12 protein-coding genes are annotated in these 20,117 nt (G+C 39.7%); 3 read left to right on the forward strand and 9 right to left on the reverse strand.

All coding sequences use genetic code 11. From position 1 onward, the window contains the following. Window positions 1-40: 40 nt before the first annotated feature. Genes NYE32_RS06665 through dhaK form a run of 4 tightly spaced genes read right to left on the reverse strand, consistent with a single transcriptional unit; the run spans window position 41 to window position 3,013 of the window. Window positions 41-1,024 (reverse strand): Gfo/Idh/MocA family oxidoreductase, encoded by a 984-nt coding sequence (locus NYE32_RS06665; protein ID WP_073688774.1) that lies wholly within the window; start codon window positions 1,022-1,024, stop codon window positions 41-43. 14 nt (window positions 1,025-1,038) lie between these two features. After that, complete coding sequence (gene dhaM, locus NYE32_RS06670) at window positions 1,039-1,413, reverse strand: dihydroxyacetone kinase phosphoryl donor subunit DhaM (RefSeq protein ID WP_014634742.1); 375 nt, start codon at window positions 1,411-1,413, stop codon at window positions 1,039-1,041. A gap of 3 nt (window positions 1,414-1,416) precedes the next feature. Further along, complete coding sequence (dhaL, locus tag NYE32_RS06675; RefSeq protein WP_070577010.1) at window positions 1,417-1,992, reverse strand: dihydroxyacetone kinase subunit DhaL; 576 nt, start codon at window positions 1,990-1,992, stop codon at window positions 1,417-1,419. A 31-nt stretch (window positions 1,993-2,023) separates the two neighbouring features. Further along, the gene (gene dhaK / locus NYE32_RS06680) at window positions 2,024-3,013 is read right to left on the reverse strand and encodes a dihydroxyacetone kinase subunit DhaK (RefSeq protein ID WP_156685329.1); all 990 of its coding nucleotides are present in this window, start codon (window positions 3,011-3,013) and stop codon (window positions 2,024-2,026) included. A gap of 326 nt (window positions 3,014-3,339) precedes the next feature. On the opposite strand from dhaK, the gene NYE32_RS06685 reads away from it, so the two are divergent. Beyond that, complete coding sequence (locus NYE32_RS06685) at window positions 3,340-4,605, forward strand: threonine/serine exporter family protein (RefSeq protein ID WP_060972003.1); 1,266 nt, start codon at window positions 3,340-3,342, stop codon at window positions 4,603-4,605. 366 nt (window positions 4,606-4,971) lie between these two features. Then, entirely contained in the window at window positions 4,972-8,469 is a 3,498-nt protein-coding gene (locus NYE32_RS06690) for a KxYKxGKxW signal peptide domain-containing protein (RefSeq protein WP_156685328.1), read from the forward strand. 151 nt (window positions 8,470-8,620) lie between these two features. On the opposite strand, the gene NYE32_RS06695 is transcribed toward NYE32_RS06690, so the two are convergent. The 4 genes from NYE32_RS06695 to NYE32_RS06710 form a co-directional block, all read right to left on the reverse strand. Next, window positions 8,621-9,454 carry a metallophosphoesterase family protein gene (locus NYE32_RS06695; protein WP_156685327.1) on the reverse strand — a complete coding sequence of 278 codons (834 nt, stop codon included), beginning with the start codon at window positions 9,452-9,454 and terminating at the stop codon, window positions 8,621-8,623. Between the two features lie 50 nt (window positions 9,455-9,504). Further along, window positions 9,505-9,828 (reverse strand): hypothetical protein, encoded by a 324-nt coding sequence (locus NYE32_RS06700; RefSeq protein WP_156685326.1) that lies wholly within the window; start codon window positions 9,826-9,828, stop codon window positions 9,505-9,507. Between the two features lie 132 nt (window positions 9,829-9,960). Next, entirely contained in the window at window positions 9,961-11,976 is a 2,016-nt protein-coding gene (locus tag NYE32_RS06705; RefSeq protein ID WP_156685325.1) for a M13 family metallopeptidase, read from the reverse strand. Window positions 11,977-12,222: 246 nt separating this feature from the next. Next, window positions 12,223-12,552, reverse strand: coding sequence for a bacteriocin immunity protein (locus NYE32_RS06710; RefSeq protein WP_156685324.1), 330 nt, complete (start codon window positions 12,550-12,552; stop codon window positions 12,223-12,225). Between the two features lie 352 nt (window positions 12,553-12,904). Here NYE32_RS06710 and NYE32_RS06715 point away from each other — a divergent pair, with 352 nt between their 5' ends. Then, a complete protein-coding gene (locus NYE32_RS06715) occupies window positions 12,905-14,695 on the forward strand; it encodes a P-loop NTPase fold protein (RefSeq protein WP_156685323.1) in 1,791 nt (596 codons plus the stop codon). 203 nt (window positions 14,696-14,898) lie between these two features. On the opposite strand, the gene NYE32_RS06720 is transcribed toward NYE32_RS06715, so the two are convergent. After that, on the reverse strand, window positions 14,899-19,638 hold the full coding sequence (locus tag NYE32_RS06720) for a glycoside hydrolase family 70 protein (RefSeq protein ID WP_339156913.1): 4,740 nt from the start codon (window positions 19,636-19,638) through the stop codon (window positions 14,899-14,901). Window positions 19,639-20,117 lie beyond the last annotated feature (479 nt).

The following is a 20,117-nucleotide window of genomic DNA, read 5'->3' on the forward strand; positions in this document are numbered from 1 at the left end:
TAGTCAGTACATTATACTGGTCTTGTTTATCATCTAATCGCTACTCTTCTTCTGGGTAGACCAAGCCCCAGTCTTTGCGGAGTTGAGTCATAAGTTCCATGACATCTCGGCTGTAATTGAGGTAGGTATGATCATCCTCGCCTGCAACAGCTGCTTCCATGTCTAGGACCTCATACTGGAGGGCTTTGGCGGTTGCTCCTGCCTCGATGACTTCTTGTGAGCCATCTTCTGTATAGGTGATAACTGCCTTTTGCCCCCGTGGGTACTCGTAAAGTTCGATATAGCCCTTGTCATAAGCGATGGTGCCACGTTTAGGTTGTTTAGCATGAAGACTCAGTGTCACCGTCGCCATTTCCCCTTCTGCATTGGTAAGGAGAATACCCGCTTGCTCATCAACACCAGTGGGAGCTAATTTAACCTGTGAAACCATCTCTGTCGGTTGTGAGGTCATAAACCAACGCACAAAGGATAGGGCATATACTCCGATATCAAGTAGGGCACCACCAGCCAGATTACGATTGAAAAAGCGGTTGGTCATGTCATATTCTTTATAAGAACCGAAGTTCATCTGAATAACCTTGAGAGGCCCTAACTTACCACTTTCCACGATTTCAGATAGTTTTCGATAGATAGGCATATGGAAAATAGTCATGGCTTCTGCCAGTTTGACATGATTTTCTTCGGCGAGCTGGATAGCTTCTGCCAATTCCTCACTATTTAAGGTGATAGATTTTTCACAGAGGACGTGTTTACCTGCTGCGAGTGCCTTGCGAAGAAAATTGATATGCGTATTGTGAGGCGTTGAAATGTAGATAATATCCACTTCAGGATCTTTAAACACTTCATCAATCTCTTGATAAACCTTTTCAATACCATATGTCTCAGCGAAGGCAACACCCTTATCATAGGTGCGATTGGCAACGGAATAGAGTTTACCACCTAGAGCCTCTAAAGCCTGTGCCAACTCATTGGCAATAACACCCGTTCCAAGACTAGCCCATTTATACTTAATTTGATTTGTCATAGTTTTCCTTTATTCTATTTTTGAATGGTTAATTCATTTATCTGAGATAAGATTTCAACCTCACTCGCTCCTGCCTGAAGCAAGGCTGATGCCGCATAGGCCCCCTCAATGAGAGGGACCTGTTGAATAAGGATTTCCTTGTCTGAAAATTCTTCAACCATCTCCAAATTCATGCGAGCACTGCCCAGATCATAAAAGGCCAAGAGACGTTTAGCAGGTTGACTATCCACTGCTACTTGAACATGGTCAAAACTAGATCCCAGTCCACCATCTTCCAGACCGCCTGTGGCCGTTAAAGGAATATCTGGTGCAACTTCACGAATCAGACTCACCAAACCTTTAGCGATATCAGCAGAGTGGGATACAATCACAATTCCAAGTTCTGGCATGTCCTATTCCTCCGCTTCTAGTAAGGCTTTGAAGAGTAAGCCAGACGAATACGAACCTGGATCAATGTGACCTATAGAACGCTCTCCTACATAGGAGGCACGCCCCTTGGTAGCTGCAACTTCCTTGGTTGAAAGAACAGCTTGGTCAATGACATCATTGGTTAGTTGACCTTGTTTGACAGCTTCAACAACCGGATGCCAAACATCCACCATAGTCTTTTCACCAGCTTGTGCATGACCACGTTTTTTTATCATCTCGAGACCTGCCTCAAGCACTCCTGCCAAATCCTGTCCAGCTTGTTCAGCCTTCATCATGCCCATAAAGGCAGACCCATAGAGCGGACCTGAGGCACCACCAACCTTGCTAATCAAGGCCATTGAGACTGCCTTAAACACTTCTGCTGCACTTTGTGGTTCCGTGCTCTTAATAGCCTCAATGGCTGCCGCCATACCACGCGCCAAGTTAGCACCATGATCACCATCTCCAATAGGACCGTCTAATTCAGACAAGTGGTCTTTTTCTGCTTCAACTTTTTGGTCAAAGTCTTGCATCCATTTTACTGCAACTGTTTTATCCATAATATACCTAATTTCTAGTTCTCACGTCAGACTACCAAGCAATAGTCTTAACTGGACTCTCCAAAGCCTCAAGCCAAGCCTCATCTTCAATCTTCATGAGAGTCAATGAGAGGCCTGCCATATCAATAGATGTCATGTAATTACCTAACTTTTTATATGTCACATCTAGTCCGGCATCTCCAAGAATGCTTGCTACATCATTAGCAAAGACATACTGCTCCATGAGAGGTGTCGCACCCATACCATTGATGAGAAGGGCATAGCGTTCACCTAACTTAGCCTCAAAGGCTTCAAGGAGCTTCCCTGTCAATTCTTCAGCTAACTGTCGAGAAGGTTGCATAGACTCCTTGCGATAGCCTGGTTCACCATGGATACCAATACCGTACTCTATTTCATCCTCTGCTAGGACAAAACCAGGTTTACCAACCTCAGGAACCGTCGCACCACTAAGGGCCAAACCAATGGTGTGGATATTAGGAACAATCTTGTCAGCCAAGTCTTTGATTTCAGCCAGAGACTTACCTTCGCGAGCCGCATGACCTAGAATCTTATGCACGAAAATAGTACCTGCAACCCCACGACGACCTTGAGTATAGAGGCTATTTTCCACAGCAATATCGTCGTCCACAACAACACTGGCAACTTCGATACCTTCCATCTCAGCCAATTCTTGAGCCATCTCAAAATTCATGATGTCCCCAGAATAATTTTTAACAATCATGAAGACACCAGCCCCTTGATCTGCTTCCTTGATGGCTTCCAAAATTTGATCAGGTGTTGGTGATGTGAACACTGCACCTGCGATGGCTGCTGAAAGCATACCATCACCTACAAAGCCAGCATGGGCTGGCTCATGACCACTTCCACCACCAGAAATGAGACCAACTTGACCAGCAGCCTGCTCATTTCTTACAATGATGTCAAAGCCGTCAACACGATGCACCAAATCACTGTGAACATAAACCAAACCATCTAGCATCTCTGTCACAACATTTTCAGGTTTATTGATAATTTTTTTCATGGAATTGCCTCCTTTTCAAAGGTATCATCTATTTGCACTTACATTTGTTCCCTTCTTTAATTGCTAAGACCTCTATAAATAAAGGACTGCAAGGCTTTTTAGGAAAGGTAGCGTAAAAACATGTAAACGCATACATTTTATAATTTAATTGTAGCATTTGCCTCTACCAATAGCAAGGCAAAAGGCAAGCCCCCCATTTTCCTGCCCCCTATCATTAAGTAGAAGAAAAATCTCATAGAAAGTTCTATTTTAGTCGTCAAAGCTATTGAAAAACCACCATTCAAGCCTTATAATGGAATGACGAATTAAGCGATAAGGAGGTTCAAATGACCATCGATTTTCCAAGAGAGACAGAAATAGAAACCAAAAATGAAATGGATGCCGTCCTTCAGGCAGGCCGTGTCCTTATGGAGAGCGGTGCCGAGATTTACCGTATCGAGGACACCATGGGACACATGGCCAAGTCTCTTGGTATCAGAGACTTCTCCACTTATGTGGTCAATCGAGGAGTCATGATTTCTGGACTCAACCGCTCAGGTCTTAAAGAGTCTCGTGTCCTAGCTACCTCAGTCCCGTCTATCCATCTAGGTAAACTAGAGGAAGTAAACCGCCTGTCTCGAGAACTGGCAGAACAGCCAAATCAGCCTGTATCTAGCATTTTCCAAAAGCTGAAAACCATTGAGCAGAAGACTTTCTATCGTCCTTTAGAGGATATTATAGCCTGTGTCATTGGTGCAGGGAGCTTCTCTCTAGCCCTTGGAAGTAGCTGGATTGATGGAACTGCTGCGGCTATATCGGGAGTTTTTGTAGGGATTGGCATGCAACTCTTTTCCCGTTTTATTCATACCAGTTTCTTGCAGATTATCCTTTCTAGTGCCATTGCCGCTTTATCAGCTAATATTCTCTATTATTTGGGTATCGGGCAACATCGTAGCGTGATTATTCTGGGCACCTTGATGATTTTGATTCCTGGGGCCTACTTTGTAAATGCCATTCGAGAATTCACCCAGAATAACTACTATAGCGGTCTAGCCCTGATGTTGTCAGGGGTCTCCACTTGTCTGTCTATCTCTGTCGGTGTTCTTGCCATGATTTCCATCCTTCCCTTTGCGGAACAGTTATCAGGCATGTTCTCAACACCGTCAACCTCATGGCTGGGGGTCTTGATTCAGACCTTCATGGCAGGACTAGGGACAGCAGCCTTCTCCGTGCTTTACCGAGTGCCTAAGAAATACTTCTTGGACCTCGGAACCCTAGGAGCGGGCTCATGGCTCCTCTACCTCTTGATTTGGAACAATACCCATCACGAGGTCTTAGCCATCCTCTTCCCTGCCCTATTAGTCACTATCACCTCACGCTTTTTGGCTCACTACCGTAGATGTCCAGCTACAGTCTTCCTAGCCTCAAGCATGTTCCCACTCATCCCAGGGATGAGCTTCTACCGTGCGGTCTACTTCCTCTTAATCGGAAATGCAGACCTAGGCCTCAGCTTCCTACGAGCTTGTTTCCTGGCCTCCTTTACCATCGCCATCGCCGTCAGTTTGACACAACAAATCCCTAGCCGCTATTTTGTACTAGGGAAGAAGAAATAAATTGTTGAAAGCCATTGGTTTTGTATACCAGTGGCTTTTTTGGTGGCGTTCTAAAATCAGTGGATAGCATATTATGAATATCAAAAATACCCTACTCAAGGATCTATCCGCTGCTAACTTAAAGCAAATACATCATTAACTCTCTTTAATGAAAGTTTATCATTCATATACTATCAGTTTTGTTTAGAGTAGAGTTGGAAAGAGTTTATACAAAAAATAAAAACGCTTACACAATTCTTTGATTTTATTAAAATGTGATGATAAACTTGATATGTAAGCAATAGAACTATAATATTACCTTAATTTTACTCATGAGTTAACCATATCCTTGCTAACATTGTTCAGTTTAATGAAAGGAGCATTATCATGGAAAAGAAAGTATACTTTAAACTTCACAAAGTAAAAAAGCAATGGGTAACCATTGCAGTAACTGGTCTAGCTCTAGGACTTAGTTTTGCAAACTTGGGCTATGTGTCCGCAGCTGAACAGACTCACCCCACCTCAGAACCAACTGTTGAAAACAGCATCCAAGAAAACGCAATTGATGTCGTAAGCTCGTCAACTAATGAAGTTATTACTAAACCAGAAGAAAACAAATCTTTCGACGCCCCCAATACAAGAGAAAACATCACTGAAGCTACTTCTACTGAATCTGACCTAAGTACCACTGAAGCAACTGTTCCAGAAACAAGTACTTCTGAAATTAACTCTCAACAAGCTTTTCGTTCGGAAGTCTCTACTGTTACTAGCAGTGAAGTCGTAAGCTCTGAAACATCACATTCTGAAACAAATACAGCCCATGAAGTAGAAGAAAGTCCTGTAATATCCGGCGGTCATTACACTAGCGATGATCAGGGCAGCTGGTACTATATTAAGGATGGGAAAGCACTTACTGGTATGCAAAATATTGATAATGTGAATGTCTACTTCGATGCCGATGGTAAGCAAGTCAAAGGAGACACCCGTCACGTTAATGGATCAACATATCACTTTGAGAAAGATAGTGGACAACTTACCCGTAATGCTTTTGCATCTGATAAGAATGGAAATTGGTACTATTTAGGCCACGATGGGAAAGCACTTACTGGTAGCCAAGTTATTGACAATATTCCACTCTACTTTTACCCTAATGGTGTTCAAGCTAAAGATGCCTTTGTCATCCTAGATGGAAATTCCTATTATTTTCAAAAAGATACTGGCCAATTGGTTCGTGACCGTTTTTGGTCGGATGACGACGGCAACTGGTACTATAGTGATAAAGAAGGGAAACTTCTAACAGGCGAACAGACTATAGATGGCTTCGACATGTATTTCTACCCAGACGGTGTTCAGGCCAAGGGTGAAATCGTTACAATAGGTATCGAACCCTATTACTTTGATAAGGATAGTGGTCATAAGGTTATAAATACCGACATCACTATTAATGGAAAAACTTACCACGCAGAAGCTAATGGACTTTTGATTGAAACTGAACAGAAACTTCCTCAACGTCCACTTGTTTCTGGTGGCCATTTCGAAGAGGATTCCTCAGGCAACTGGTATTATTACACCGCAACAGGAGAAAAACTAAGAGGATGGCAAAATGTAGATGGAGTAACTCTTTACTTTGATGAAGAAGGTCGTCAAGCGAAAAATGGCGAAAGAATCATAGACGGCTTCCATTACTATTTTAGTCACTATTCAGGTGCTGTAAAAACCAACTATTGGCATACTTGGTCTATTGAAATCAGAAGACAGGAACCATTTGCTAAAACGTATAACGTCTATTATGGTTCTGATGGTCGACGTTACTATGGATGGCATCGAGTTGGCGATCAACTTTATTATTTTGATTATAAGGGTCGAGTTGAAAATGATCTTACTATCTTCAAAGGACAAAACTACCTCTTTGATAATCATGGAAAATTGGTAAAAGATGCCTTTTATATTCAGTCATTACGTGTCTTTGTTGGAACTTTAAATACTAGCTATCGCTCCAATAAATTTGGCCAAGTACTAACCGGAGAACATCATATTAATGGTGATGACTACTATTTTTCAAATTCTGGTTCACCAGTCACTGGTATAGTCAATAAAGGAGGCAAGGACTATTACTATTTTGAAGGCAAACTTCTAAAAAACTATCTCGGACCTTTACTCGGACGTCAGGAACTGGATTATGATGCATACTACTCTGGCATCGTAGGTACAGATAAGGATGGAGTTCTACTTACTGGTGTTAGCACTGCAAATAATGGTAAACTCTATTATTTTGAAAATATCTATTTTGATAATAGCAATATCCCCAAAATGTTTACAGTTACAACACCTACTTGGAAAACGATTGATGATAAGCTATACCACTTAGAGCCTAGCATAAACAGAACTTACAAGAATGGTGGAAGAAGTTATACCCATACCGTCAGGGAAGAAGTAGACATTATTGACCACGGAGTACGAACAAAGACCGATAAGATTAAACGTATTATTCGTGATAATTATAGTAATCTATACTATCTTGATGAAAACAATGATTTCTACATCGGACATCTACTTCCAGAAAACACAGATTTAACTAAGATTGAAGAAACTGTAATTCAAAGTGATAATAAATTCTATGCTTTCAATAGAACAAGTTCGCTTTCCGAAACTTCCCCTCTCACAGTTTCCAAGACCTTAGTTTACAATAAAAAAGCCTACCTCATTGATGATAAAGGAGTAGCGACCGAAACTAAACTAACAAATCGTTTCGAACACGATGATGCATGGAATTGGTACTACTTTGATAACGAGGGAAAAGCTGTCACAGGACTCCATTCAATAGATAATGTCACTCTATACTTTGATAAAGAGGGCAAACAAGCTAAGGGAAGACTTGTCGAAATTGACGGTCAAACACATTATTTCGATAGAGACAGCGGAGCTATGTGGACTAACCGAACACTTGAACTTAATGGTATTCGTTATGTCATTGACCAAAATGGTTATGTAACTATGAATAAACCTGGACAATTTATTCAAGATAGAGATGGTGATTGGGCTTATATTAAAGAGAATGGACAGTTAGCCACTGGACTTCAAATTATTAATCATCAAAAATACTACTTTGATCCAACTGGAAAACAAGCAAAAGGAAAACGCCTTCTGCTTGATGGAAAATACTATTTCTTCGATAAAGATACTGGTGCTATGTTCGTAAATAAATTCCATGAAACAGGCGATTACTTTTCTAAAAAATATACTTATTTTGGCGAGGATGGAAGCCAGATCTTTGGTTGGGCAACTATTGACGGTAAACGTGTTTATTTTAAAGAAGATGGCTACCAAGTTCGAAATGATACATACAAGATAGGAGATTTCGATTATTTCTTCAAAAAAGACGGTAGTATGCTTGCTAATGATATTGACGGCAACTACAAATACTATTATGCTGATAAGGACGGTCATCTACAGTTCGGGTGGGTTAATCACAATAATGAAACCTACTATATTAGCCCACCATGGGGAGCTGAAGACCGAACATATCTACAAAATATCAATGGAAAGACCTATCTTTTGGGCCCCAAAGGACGACTTCTAAGGAATACAGCTACAGACATCTCTTGGGAAAATTTCTGTGTTTCTGATGAAAATGGAGTTGTAAAAACAGGTGTCATTCGGTTAGAAGATAATAGGCTCTATTATTTCACCCCTGAAATTTATTTGACTACACCTTTAAGTGGCGAATGGGCAGAGTTTGATGGTAAACTTTATCATTTTGAAAATCCGATATCAGTTAGTCCCTACTCAAAGGGTTCTCCGATTACTACTAACACTACTCTTGAAAAAGATGGAAAAACCTATATTATTGACGAAAATGGCGTAGCTACAGAGAAAAAGGATTAATATTCAACAATAATTTAAAAACAGCAACCATTTGAAAAATACTTCATTTTTGCCAAAATCTATTCAAAAACACCAGAAATCATTTTTTCTGGTGTTTTCTTTTTGTTTTCTAAAACCTAGTAAAGCTACCTGCAAAATCTCTTTCATAAATCTACTTCAAATCAAAATAGTCTTTGACATCTTTAGCATAGCCATACTGTTGATTCAAAGTCTCTAACAAGTCTTTGTTATGACCTGGATAAATGTCATTTCTACGTAACTCTTGATAAAGCTCGATATAGGGCAACTGTTTATCTTTGGCTGACTGCAACTCTGCTTCATAATCATAGGCAATCTTTCGAAATTGGAGATTAGTAAGACCATCTTCTTCGACATCTATAATAGCATACTGGGCCCTGTGATTTTGTAGAGGTGACCAATCAAAATAGGGCATCCCAATCGTACCAGGATTGAGAATTTGTTGCCCCTTACTACCATAGCGAAGCAGTTGCTTATGCACATGACCGTAAATCGCCATATCTGTTTGATCATCTAATAACTGATTAAAGTGACTGGTATCATTAGCTGGACGTAACTCACCTCCGTAGTTCTTCTCCGGTAAGTGATGCGTCAAAGAAAAACGAATCCCATTGATTTCCTTCTTCACAACCAGAAGCATAGAACGTATCCAATCAACATATTTAGAATCTAGTTCTTCCATCAAATACTGGGTAAGTCTCAGGAGCTGAGTTTCTTGAGGGTCCTCTAGACCATATTCCCCATCTAAAGCCTCCAAAACGCAATCATCCCAATTTCCTCGAACGGTGGCTGTTATCGGAATAGAAGACAAGAGCTCAAAGAGTTCATTTCTTCCTGGTCCAGGTAATAAAATATCCCCCATTAACCAATATTCTGTTGCACCCAACTCTTGTGCATCCTTAATAACTGCCTCAAGAGCTGTTGTATTCCCATGAATATCTGACAAAATTGCAATACGATGTTTCATCTATACTCCTTTACTGATGATTTTCTATATAAAAACCACTATAAGTTCAACTATTCTTTCTCACCATCACCCTCATACAAACATGCCACCAAACGTTCAAAGGGCTCTATATGCTCCCAGTACTCAAAAGGGAGATTTGAGATTTTACTTAAATCATTATCATCAAAATGATACACGAGATGGCGTAGTATTTGATTTTCAATATAATGAATATCTCTCAACTGCTCTAGGCTGATTTTATCCAGTTCTATGATGTAGTGACACAAATCATCAAGTGCCTTTACGTCAAATTTTTTCTCCTCGTGTAGGAAATAGAGAAAGCTCTGATTCTCACCCCTTTTATTATCTTCTATCAGATTCCTTTTATGCTTCATTCTTGAATCCTTTCCTTAATAGCAATATTATAACACTAGAAAATGATTCCCCAAAGCGACAACATAAAAAGAGAATCTGGAATGTTTCCATTCCAAATTCTCTTCTTCTTGATTTCAAAACAGCAAGACTTTTTACCACAAACTAATGCGTTTGCTTGGTGCTAAGTACATAGCATCCCCTTCTTTGATTTGAGGGTAGGCCTCATAAAACTCAGGAAGGTTTTTAAGTTGTTGGTTAACACGTAACTCATTTGGTGCGTGGACGTCTTGTACCATGGTATATTTATTGTACTGTAGGCTAGCCTTTTGTTTCCAAATATTTGCGTAGTTCTCAAAGTAATCCTTGAGGTTAGGTTTTGTCATATCTGTTTTGAGCACTTGGAGTGTGGACGAAAGACCGCCAGCATCTGCGACATTCTCAGTGACTGTGAGTTTTCCATTTACCTTAGTCCCGTAAATTTCCAAACCATTCCACTGATCTTCAAAGGCTTTGATCCTCTTGTCGAAAGCTTTACTATCTGCTTTTGTCCACCAATTATGCATGTCACCGTTCTCATCATAATCGGCACCATTGGAGTCAAAGGCATGGGTAATTTCATGTCCAATCACGACACCGATACCACCATAGTTCTTTTCAGTACTTTGGTTCTTGTCATAAAATGGAGCTTGCAAAATGCCAGCTGGGAAGTTGATGCTATTGCTTTCTGGGTTGTAATAGGCATTGATATCAAAAGCAGAACCAGACCATTTATTCTTATCAATAGGCTCATCAAAATGATCAATGGTATAACGTTTTCCGAACTGGGCAATGTCTTCTGACAATTCAAAGAAGGACTTGTTCGGGTCAAGATGTAGTTCCTTAGTACCAGGATCGACATCTTCCTGATAACCTACAAAAACCTTCATTTTATCCAACTTTTCGATGGCCTTGTTGCGTGTGCCTTCCGTCAACCAATCATTCTGTTGAAGACGGCCACGATAGACATTTTTGATTTTATCAATCATGCCTGTCACATCAGTCTTGGCTTCCTCACCAAAGTATTTACGTCCATAATAGACACTCATGACATCGCTAAACAGATTGACACTCATCTCGTAAACCGTATCTTCCTTAGAAACTGGCTTCTGTGTGCCCATAATAGCCATGCTAATCGATTGAAAATTTAAGCGGTAATCTTCTGTTAGAGAATTTGACGCTGCCATAGCTTCTTGAACCAACATCCATGATTTTATTTTAGAAAAATTGTCCTGATTGACGATCTTACTATAATTCTCAAAATACTTGGTATTAGGGACATTGATGGTTTCTAAATCACGTCCCATAATGCCTTTAATGACATCATATAATTTGAAGGAACCAGAGTAGGCATTAATCTCTTCTGCTGTTTTAGGGTGAACCAAATTCTTACTTTCAGACATCTCTTCGTTACTGAGACTGTACTTAGCAATGATTTCGTCGAACTCCAGTGCTTCTTTGACAATGCGTTTACTATTTTTCTCGCTATATCCAAGCATTTCCAAGGCTTTTTGCGTGGCTGTTTCGATTGGAGTCAAATATTGTTTCTTGCTGGCCTCGTCTTTATAAATAGACACATCTGGCAATAAGATACTTGGGGGACTCAATTGGATTTGTTTTTGGCTGGTATTCTCTGCGTTAGTTCCTACGTCATAACCAAATGGAAGAGGAATCCCTTTATCAGTCAAGCTAGCAGATTTACTGGCCAAATCATTTACATCCTTGATATCCTCAATCTCTTTTAGATAAGGTTTGAGAGGTTCAAGGCCATCTTTCTCACGTTGCTTGTAATCACTAGCAGCCTTGTAGAAGGTGATAAACTCAGACATCCCTGTAATATCTGACGTTTCCTTGCCCTCCCCTAAATTTTTGATATCCTTCTTTAGCTTTCCTTTGATATCTTCATCTAAAGTATAAAAATTATCAATGCTTGGAGAATCAGCAGGAATTTTGGTTTTTAGAAGCCAGTCCTTGTTAACAGCTTGGTAAAAATTTGAGGCTACCGTTGCATTCTTGTCAATCGGCGTTTCTTGTGGGACAAAGGTTTTATAAGCCCAAAAACCACCTCCTACAAGAGCCAAGGCCAAAGCTCCCGTTATGGAACCAAGAATAATTTTCTTACGCTTTTTCATAGATACTCCTTAGAAAATTAGATTAATATACTTGTATTATATCATTAGAACACTGATTTTAGCAAGCTGTTTTTGGGAGACAAAAAGAAGTAATCAGACGATTACTTCTCTTTATTTTCTTAAATAGCGAAAATTAGGTATTATAACACTCAAAATAAGAACAATAAAAGATCAACTAAATCCAACTTAGCAGGTTGAATTCAGTTGATCTTTTTGGTCATTTACTAATCATCACAAGCAGATAAATCATTTAAAAGACAAACTGCCGAGTGATGTTAATCCTCTTGCTAGATTAAAGTTACGTTCTGATTTTTCTTGGAATTCTGTGAGTGTCTTACTCAAGTCACTCACTCCAGAACTCAGTGATTTGCCTTTAGAAAGATTGCGGACTGCTAGAACTTGAATAGCTCTGCATAATTCTGCTAGAAGTTCATCATTATTCTTCTTCCCAACTTCTATTTCATTTTTAAACTTGACAAGCAACTCTCTCTCATTTTCAGTTGTTTCTGGATTTACAATCAGATTATAGATATTGTTTAAGATATCCGTAATTTGGTTGTTGTTACTTTTTGTCATCTGGATTACCTCCTATAACCTGTAGCAAGATTAGGTCGAGCAAGTGAATTAAATTGGTTAATGTTTGTGTTGTCATGAGCAACGACCTCTTTTAATAGTTCGCTGTGACATCATTATACACATCTAGCATATCAAATTCAAGACTAAAAATATCCTTCTGCCACAAATGGTCCAAATTTAGCACAAACAGATAAAAAGAAGTAATCAAACGATTACTTCTTTTAAATGTAATTTCTATTATTTTTATTTGTTATAATATACATTGAAGACTAGCTATATATTCTGTTCCCCTTTATTTTAAAATTAAATACTTATATTATAATAATCAGAAGAAAGTTTATGAGGACCTATCATGTCAAAATCATTTTCAGATATTCCAGCACATCAAGATGAATTTAATATCAAGAATTATATACAAGGATTATCAAAATTTATTATGGAATGTGAGACTCCTTTAACAATCGCTATTCAAGGGGATTGGGGCACTGGAAAAACGAGTATTATGTACCAAGTAGAAGATAAATTGATGGATTATAATCAAAGTACCAATTCCAAAAATGCAAAAACCATTTTTTTTAACACTTGGCAGTATTCACAATTTGAGATGGGGAATAACTTAGCTGTTGCTTTAATTACGGATTTAATATCTGAGCTCGAGGTTTCTGAATCTAAAAAGAAAGATTTTTTCAAAAAGACTAGAGGGGCCTTTTCTAAAGGAATTGAATATTTAAATATGGATCTTGGAATCTTAAATGGTGAGAAGATAACTGAAAAGGTTCAAGAATACCTAAATAGTTTTGAGGAGAAATCTGATAACATCAAAAACCTAAAAAATAATCTACAGTCAGTTATCGACGAAGCGATAGAAAATAACAATTATGATAGAATTGTAATATTTATTGACGACTTAGATCGCCTTATCCCTGAAAAAGCCATTGAACTTTTAGAAATTCTGAAACTCTTTTTAGATTGTCAACACTGCGTCTTTGTCTTGGCAATTGATTATAACGTTGTCATTAGAGGTACTAAAGGAAAATATGGAGATGACTTAGATGACGACAAAGGGAAGGCATTTTTTGAAAAAATTATCCAAGTACCATTTACTGTACCCATTGCCAATTATGATTTAGAAAATTATATTAATACCTCACTCAAACGTATTAATTTCTCATTTGATGACGCAACTCGTTCAAATGTAACCCAATTAATCAAAAACTCTATCGGTAGTAATCCTCGCAGTATCAATAGATTATTTAACTCTGTCAGCCTTCTAACTTATATCGATAATAGTAAATCGATTAAATCTCACGAGCAAGCGCTTCTTATCGCAATAGTTTGTTTTCAATTACGATTCGAGGATGCATATAATTATATCTTGCACTCATTAAATAACTGTTCCGATGATATAGAAGATACAGAAGATTATCTCATCGATTTGCTTGAGAACACATTTGAATTACAACAAAATGCCGATTACAACGCTTTACTATCTATCAATGGGGAGTTTACCTTAAAAAACAAACAAGATAAACTGGATTTTAGAAATTTTTATAGTAATTTAAAGGTACTACTTGAGTCTAAAAGCACCCAGTTAGAACGCGATAAATTCCAAAAACTTATAGAAAAAATGACTTTATCAAATACCGTTGCAATAGGTAACTCTGATTCAGTTATAAGTAGCAAAATAGTGCAAAATCACAAACCTAATGAAGATGTCCAATACGTTATTAGAAAACTATTTAATAGTCTTGTCGGCGAAGATCACTTCAACTTAGCTAAACCAAAAGAATTCGGTAAAGAAAAAACTATCAATCGTGATTTACCTCTCCCAGACGGATTCTCGGGAATACCAAATGAATTTAATCGAATAAAAATAACTCGAGGAAAGGGACAAGGAATTAATATTTACTCTTCTTATAACCAATTTAATTCTGTTTACACATCTGGTGATAGTCATGGACAAATGTACAATGATGGAATTGCAATTAATATAAACAAAAAACAAGTTAAAAAAATTAATATAAATAAAAATAAATTTTTAGCGAGCGAATTACGTAATAATCCTGAAAAATTTTTAGAGTTTGAAAAAAACTTTAGAGAACATGTGAAAGAACTTATATCTGAAGCAAGTAAACATTTATAATATACTACGTACTTCCTGTTTGTTACCTCAATTAAACAAAAATCCATAATAACTATATCATTGAGATATTAAAGGTGTTATGGATTTTTTTATTTTATTAAAATACTCTACAAAAAAAGACCGTTTTCACGATCTTTCTTCTTGAGAATTTTCCCTCATTCTCGGCTGTGTGTTCTCTAGTCAATTACATGGGCTACTACTGCTTATCTTCCTGGGACATATTCGCCAGTGTTGGCATCGTAGTAACGACGTTGGCCATTGACTGTGACGTAGGCACCTTTAACTTGGCGACCTGATTGGTCAAAGTAAAGGTGTTGGCCATTGATGACTTGTTCCCCTGTCACGGCATAGCCATCTGCTCCGAAATAAGCCCAGACGTTAGGCTCGATTTGAGCGAAGCGGTTGGTTACAGGTTGACCATCGTTTTCGTCATAGTACTTGTAACGACTACCGACCTTAACTGCTTTGCCCTTGTATTGGATACCATTTTGGTCAAAGTAGTATTCCTTGCCATTGATAGTCCACTTGCCTTTAAGGGCTTGGCCATCAGTATTGAAGTAAGACCATTGGTTTGGTGCAATCTCAGCAAAGCTGCTTGTTACAAGAGCTCCACTGTGGGCATCATAGTAATAAGTCTTACCATCTTCAACAATGGTTTTACCCTTGACTTGGATACCATTTTTATCAAAGTACTTAAGGTATCCATGATCAGCACGAACTTGACCGATTGCCAGTGAACCGTCTTGTTTGAAGTACATCCACTGATCATCACCAACTTGGAGGTAGCGTCCGCTAGCAAGAATACCTGATTCTGGCTCATAGTAATACTTAATGCCATTTTCTTCGATAATTTCACCCTTAGCTTGGCTACCATCTTCCTTGAAGTAATAGAGGTGACCATCAATGTATTGACGTCCAGTGACACGGTTACCTTCTTTATCAAAGTAGTTCCATGCCTTAGTTGCTGGGTTGTAGACAAAGATGCTGCGTCCAATTTCGCCTGCTGGTGTGATATAACGCGCCTTACCATTTTCAAAGATAATAGAATCAGCTCGGTTGCTGTAGGCCGTACCGACACTACCATCTTGGTTAAAGTAATAAGTCTTACCGTCAATGACGCGTGAGCCTGTCACAGTGTTACCATCAGCGTCAAAGTAATAACGTTTACCTGTGCTGCTATCAGTCGCAAAGACATTGCGTCCCATATCACCGGTTCCAGCAACATAGTAATGCAATTTACCATCATCGGTACGGACAATGCGATCCTTAGCCTGAAGACCAGTTTCACGGTCAAAGTAGAAATGGTGACCACTCCAATGAAGGTTACCCACTACCATGGTTCCTTGTGTTGTAAAGGCACGGACTTGCTTACGTTTATCATCAAAATCAACGAAGGCATTCTTAACCATGGCACCGTCTAGACCGTAATAGTAGGTATAGCCGTTGCTAGCACGACGAAGGGCATTACGCAATTGAACACCATTATCAAAGAAATAGTAATCCTTGCTATTGATGTTTTGGGCACCCTTGGTCATCTTACCGTCAGCACCGAAGTAATACCAGTTACCGTTACCGTCTTGAACAAATTCATTCTTGATGACTTGATTATCACGAAGGAAGTAAACATCTTGTCCACGACGTTGGAAGACTTGAGTGCTTGTGATGGCACCTGTATCACGAAGTGGTGTTGGCAAGAGTTGGCCGTTGGCTGAAGTATTAAAGTACTGGTTGGTCTTGTCATCACGAAGGACAAAGTTGATGCCTCGTCCAAGGATGTTAGTTCCGTTGAAGTACTTAGCAGACCATTTGGTAATCTTTTCATTCGTAGGCAATTGCTTACCATTTGAGATTTGCACACGGTTGAAAATAGATGGGTACTTAGCTTTCAGCTCATCAAGGAAGGCACCACCGTACTTGCCTTGATAGTCTGTGCCATCTGTGCGGGTATTTGCCACATAGGCTTGGTCCACAATTTGATAACCTTGTTGGTGATAACCGTAGCCGTTAACACGTGTGGCATTAACTACTTCTTTTCCTGGAAGGTTATAAATTTGGTCTGGCACCCAGTCAGCAATGGCTTGAATACCATCTTTGTGGAGGGCACGAAGGACATTAAGGAGGTCATCAAGTGAGCCATACTTGTTATTTTGACTCAAGGCCATATCATAACGGTCGTCAAAGGCATAACCATTGTCAATTGTTGAATCAAGGAAGGTACCATCCTTACTTGAAACGTACTGTGGTGGAAGTCCAACAGACGTAACACCCCAAGCTTTGAGCAAATTAGTGTTCTTAGCCAAGACACGGTTCATGTAAAGTTCTGGCTGATCGTCCGCAAAAGCTTGGAAGTTTGAGAAGGCTTCATACATGACTTGCGAATCAAGGGCTGCTGAAGACTTGTAAACTTGACCATCGCTATTGGCACGGTTACTTGGCTGTGTACGTGCGTCTTGGTTAGCCTTAGCCCCGACTGGTACCCAGACACCGAGGTAACCTGATACTTGCACATTTTCCACACCAAAAATATCATTGGCATTGAAGGTCAAGTTCCCATTCCAGTCGGTACGTTTAAGAAGGTTTGAAGGTACATCAGAATCGTTGAGGTAGGTTGCTAGACCATCCTTAGTCGTCAAAAGCAATGGACGGTAAAGCTGATTACGGTGGGCTCTACCCATATTCATCGTTACAGTTTCATTGCTACCCAATCGGAAATCATAGTTGTTGGTCATGATGACACCCATCCCTTGCGTACGGGTTTCAGCAGTTCCCCAATCAGTTCTGTTATTGGCACCTTTACCATAACGAACTGATGTCAAGAGGCCGTCATTTCCGACTTTCTTCACTTCCATGTCTTGACCACCAGCTACATACTTGATACGGGCACGCAAAAGGGTATCGATGGCATCAAAGTAAGGCGTCTTCTTGGCCATGTAGTGACCATCCTCACGGTAGAGGTCTCCATAATAAACACGTGTTACAGAGTCCTTGTTGGTCAACATGAGGGCATAGACAGATGGCAAGTTGTAAGACGCATAAGTCTTGTGAGCTGTATTGATATCCGCATTGTAAATCTCGAAGGCCTTCTTGATTTCATCACGGGTGAAATTGTAACCAAACAGATTTGGATTGATACGATCACGGATGATACGTTGGATAATGGTTTGCGCTTCAGTATCGTGGGCACGGGTGAAAATATAGTTGGCCATACGCTCACCGTTTTTATCGTTAGCACCACGTGGATTCAAACTACTATTCATAAAAGCAGTCATGTCCCCAAGCTGCATACGTGTATTTTTATCACGCATCAAAAGGTTGGTAAGAGCATTACGAAGGGCATTATCAATCGGCAGTTGTGCCCCTTTAGTATCCTTGTTGTAATATGGGTCGTTAGCAGACCACGCTTCCAAGTATGACAAGTGTTTGATCGCATTAGCTTCGGACTTGTCAACACCATAGGCTGCTTTGAAGTAATCTGAAGCGATTTGGAGAAGGTCAGCATCCACATTGTCCAAAGCATCGACACGCAAACCGTCAAAGTTAGCAGTTGGGTCATTGGCCATGATACTTCCGATATTCATCATAAAGTGGAGCCAGTTAAGTTGCTCCGCCTGAACAGCTGGGTTTGAGTTATCAATATCGTTGGCAAGCAAGAACTCAAGACCACCGATAGAATTGTCCTTGAAGTACTTACGTGTACCCGTCTGATTAGTCGGTGTGCGGTTAAGTAGACGATAATCAGAGTTGGCGTAGCTAGTACGGTTACCAGTATCACCCTTACTGTTGTTAAAGAGCAACTGTCCACCTTGCAAGTGGTCGTATGAACTATTTTCAGTGCTACTATTCCAACCTGGCTGAGTCTTGATGAACTGGTCGATACTTGTACGCAACCAGTTGGTATTGCCTTCACGCGCAATACGTTCTTCAATCTTAGTCTGAACAGCTTTAGCAGCTAGATTTAGACTTTCCTGGCTAGAGTTGGTTGAAAATGATCCCGCACCAAGACCTTGATTTTGCATGTAGTTTAGGTAGTTAACCTGAGTTGATTTGTCAGGCCACCAAACCATCAAGAGTGGACGTTTGTCCGCTTCAGTTGAAGCTGTCCAAGTCTTACCATCCTTAAGAATACTCTTTGGACGGTACCAAGCATCTGCTGTGATGAAGGTGTCGAGTTGGTCCAAAGATTTGTTATCGTTTTTGTAGAGCTGATTTCCAGATGAAAAATCCACAGTTGCCTTGATAGGTTCTGTTGAAAATTCATCCTGTGACTTGGTCGCAAGAGCCCCTGTTTCAGCATCAAAGTAATATGACTTCCCATCTTGCTCAAAGACGAAGTTCTTACGCACACTACCGTCACTATTGACATAGTATTGTTTGCCGTTAATCCATTGGATACCAGTCGCTGTATTGGTATTGGCTTCACGAGTTTCTGCCAAGGCACGACGACTACGTGTACGAGCTTCTGTATTTGCCGTCTCAGTTGTTGCTGCACGGTCTGTAGTAGCTGTTGCAGTCGCATTATTTGTATCTTTCGTTGTAGCACTCGTATCAGCTGCAGCTGCTTGCACATTTGTACTTGGTGCAGCTTGACCTGAGTTAGTATCAACTGTCGCTGCAGTTGTAGTAGGTGCCGCTGCCCTATCTGTAACATCGGTTGTCGTGCTAGTCGCATCTGCGACAGGAATAGCCACGCTCGCAGTATTAGCATCTGCTGAAATAGTTGGTGCTACTGTAGTTGCTGCATCATTAGTTGTGGCAGGCGCTTCTCGAAGCAAATCTTGACTGCTATCACCCGACTGATTCGCAGGATTTTGCTCATCGGCCTGAACCTGTTGATCCGCCAACAAAGTTCCACCAGCAACAGTAACCATTGAGAGTGCTGTCACCCCAATAGTCACCCAATTCTTCTTCACTTTATGCATTTTAAAGCGTACTTTTTGTTCCATAATATTTACCTTTTTCCCTTATATTACTTCTATCATAAGCTATTTGACAAGGGAATACAATTACACAACTGTAATATCAGTTTAATGTATCTACCTTCGTTTTCTCAGAAAACGTCCTTTAATAATCTGCCTAATAAATACACCTTGTGAACAAATGCACTAAGGATAACATAAAACCAGCTAAAATCGTTAGGACTAAGACTTTTTTAGACGATAGAATCATCCAACAATATTAATTTATTTTTAAATAAAAAAACCTTCATTTCTAAGATGAAATAAAGGCTTGGTTACGGGGACTAGCAAAATCCTGCTAAAGTATGCGTGGTTTATGGGTTAGGAGGTCGCGATGCTTTCCATATTTAGTAGTCCACAAAACGCTTGATTGCTATTTTTTACTCATTTTCCATGTACTACCACCTAGTGAAAAAGGCACCTATGGTTTCAATAATGGCATAGAGTAATGGGTATTTTCGTGGTCT

This window comes from Streptococcus sp. FSL R7-0248, from assembly GCF_037967965.1.
GTDB lineage: Bacteria > Bacillota > Bacilli > Lactobacillales > Streptococcaceae > Streptococcus.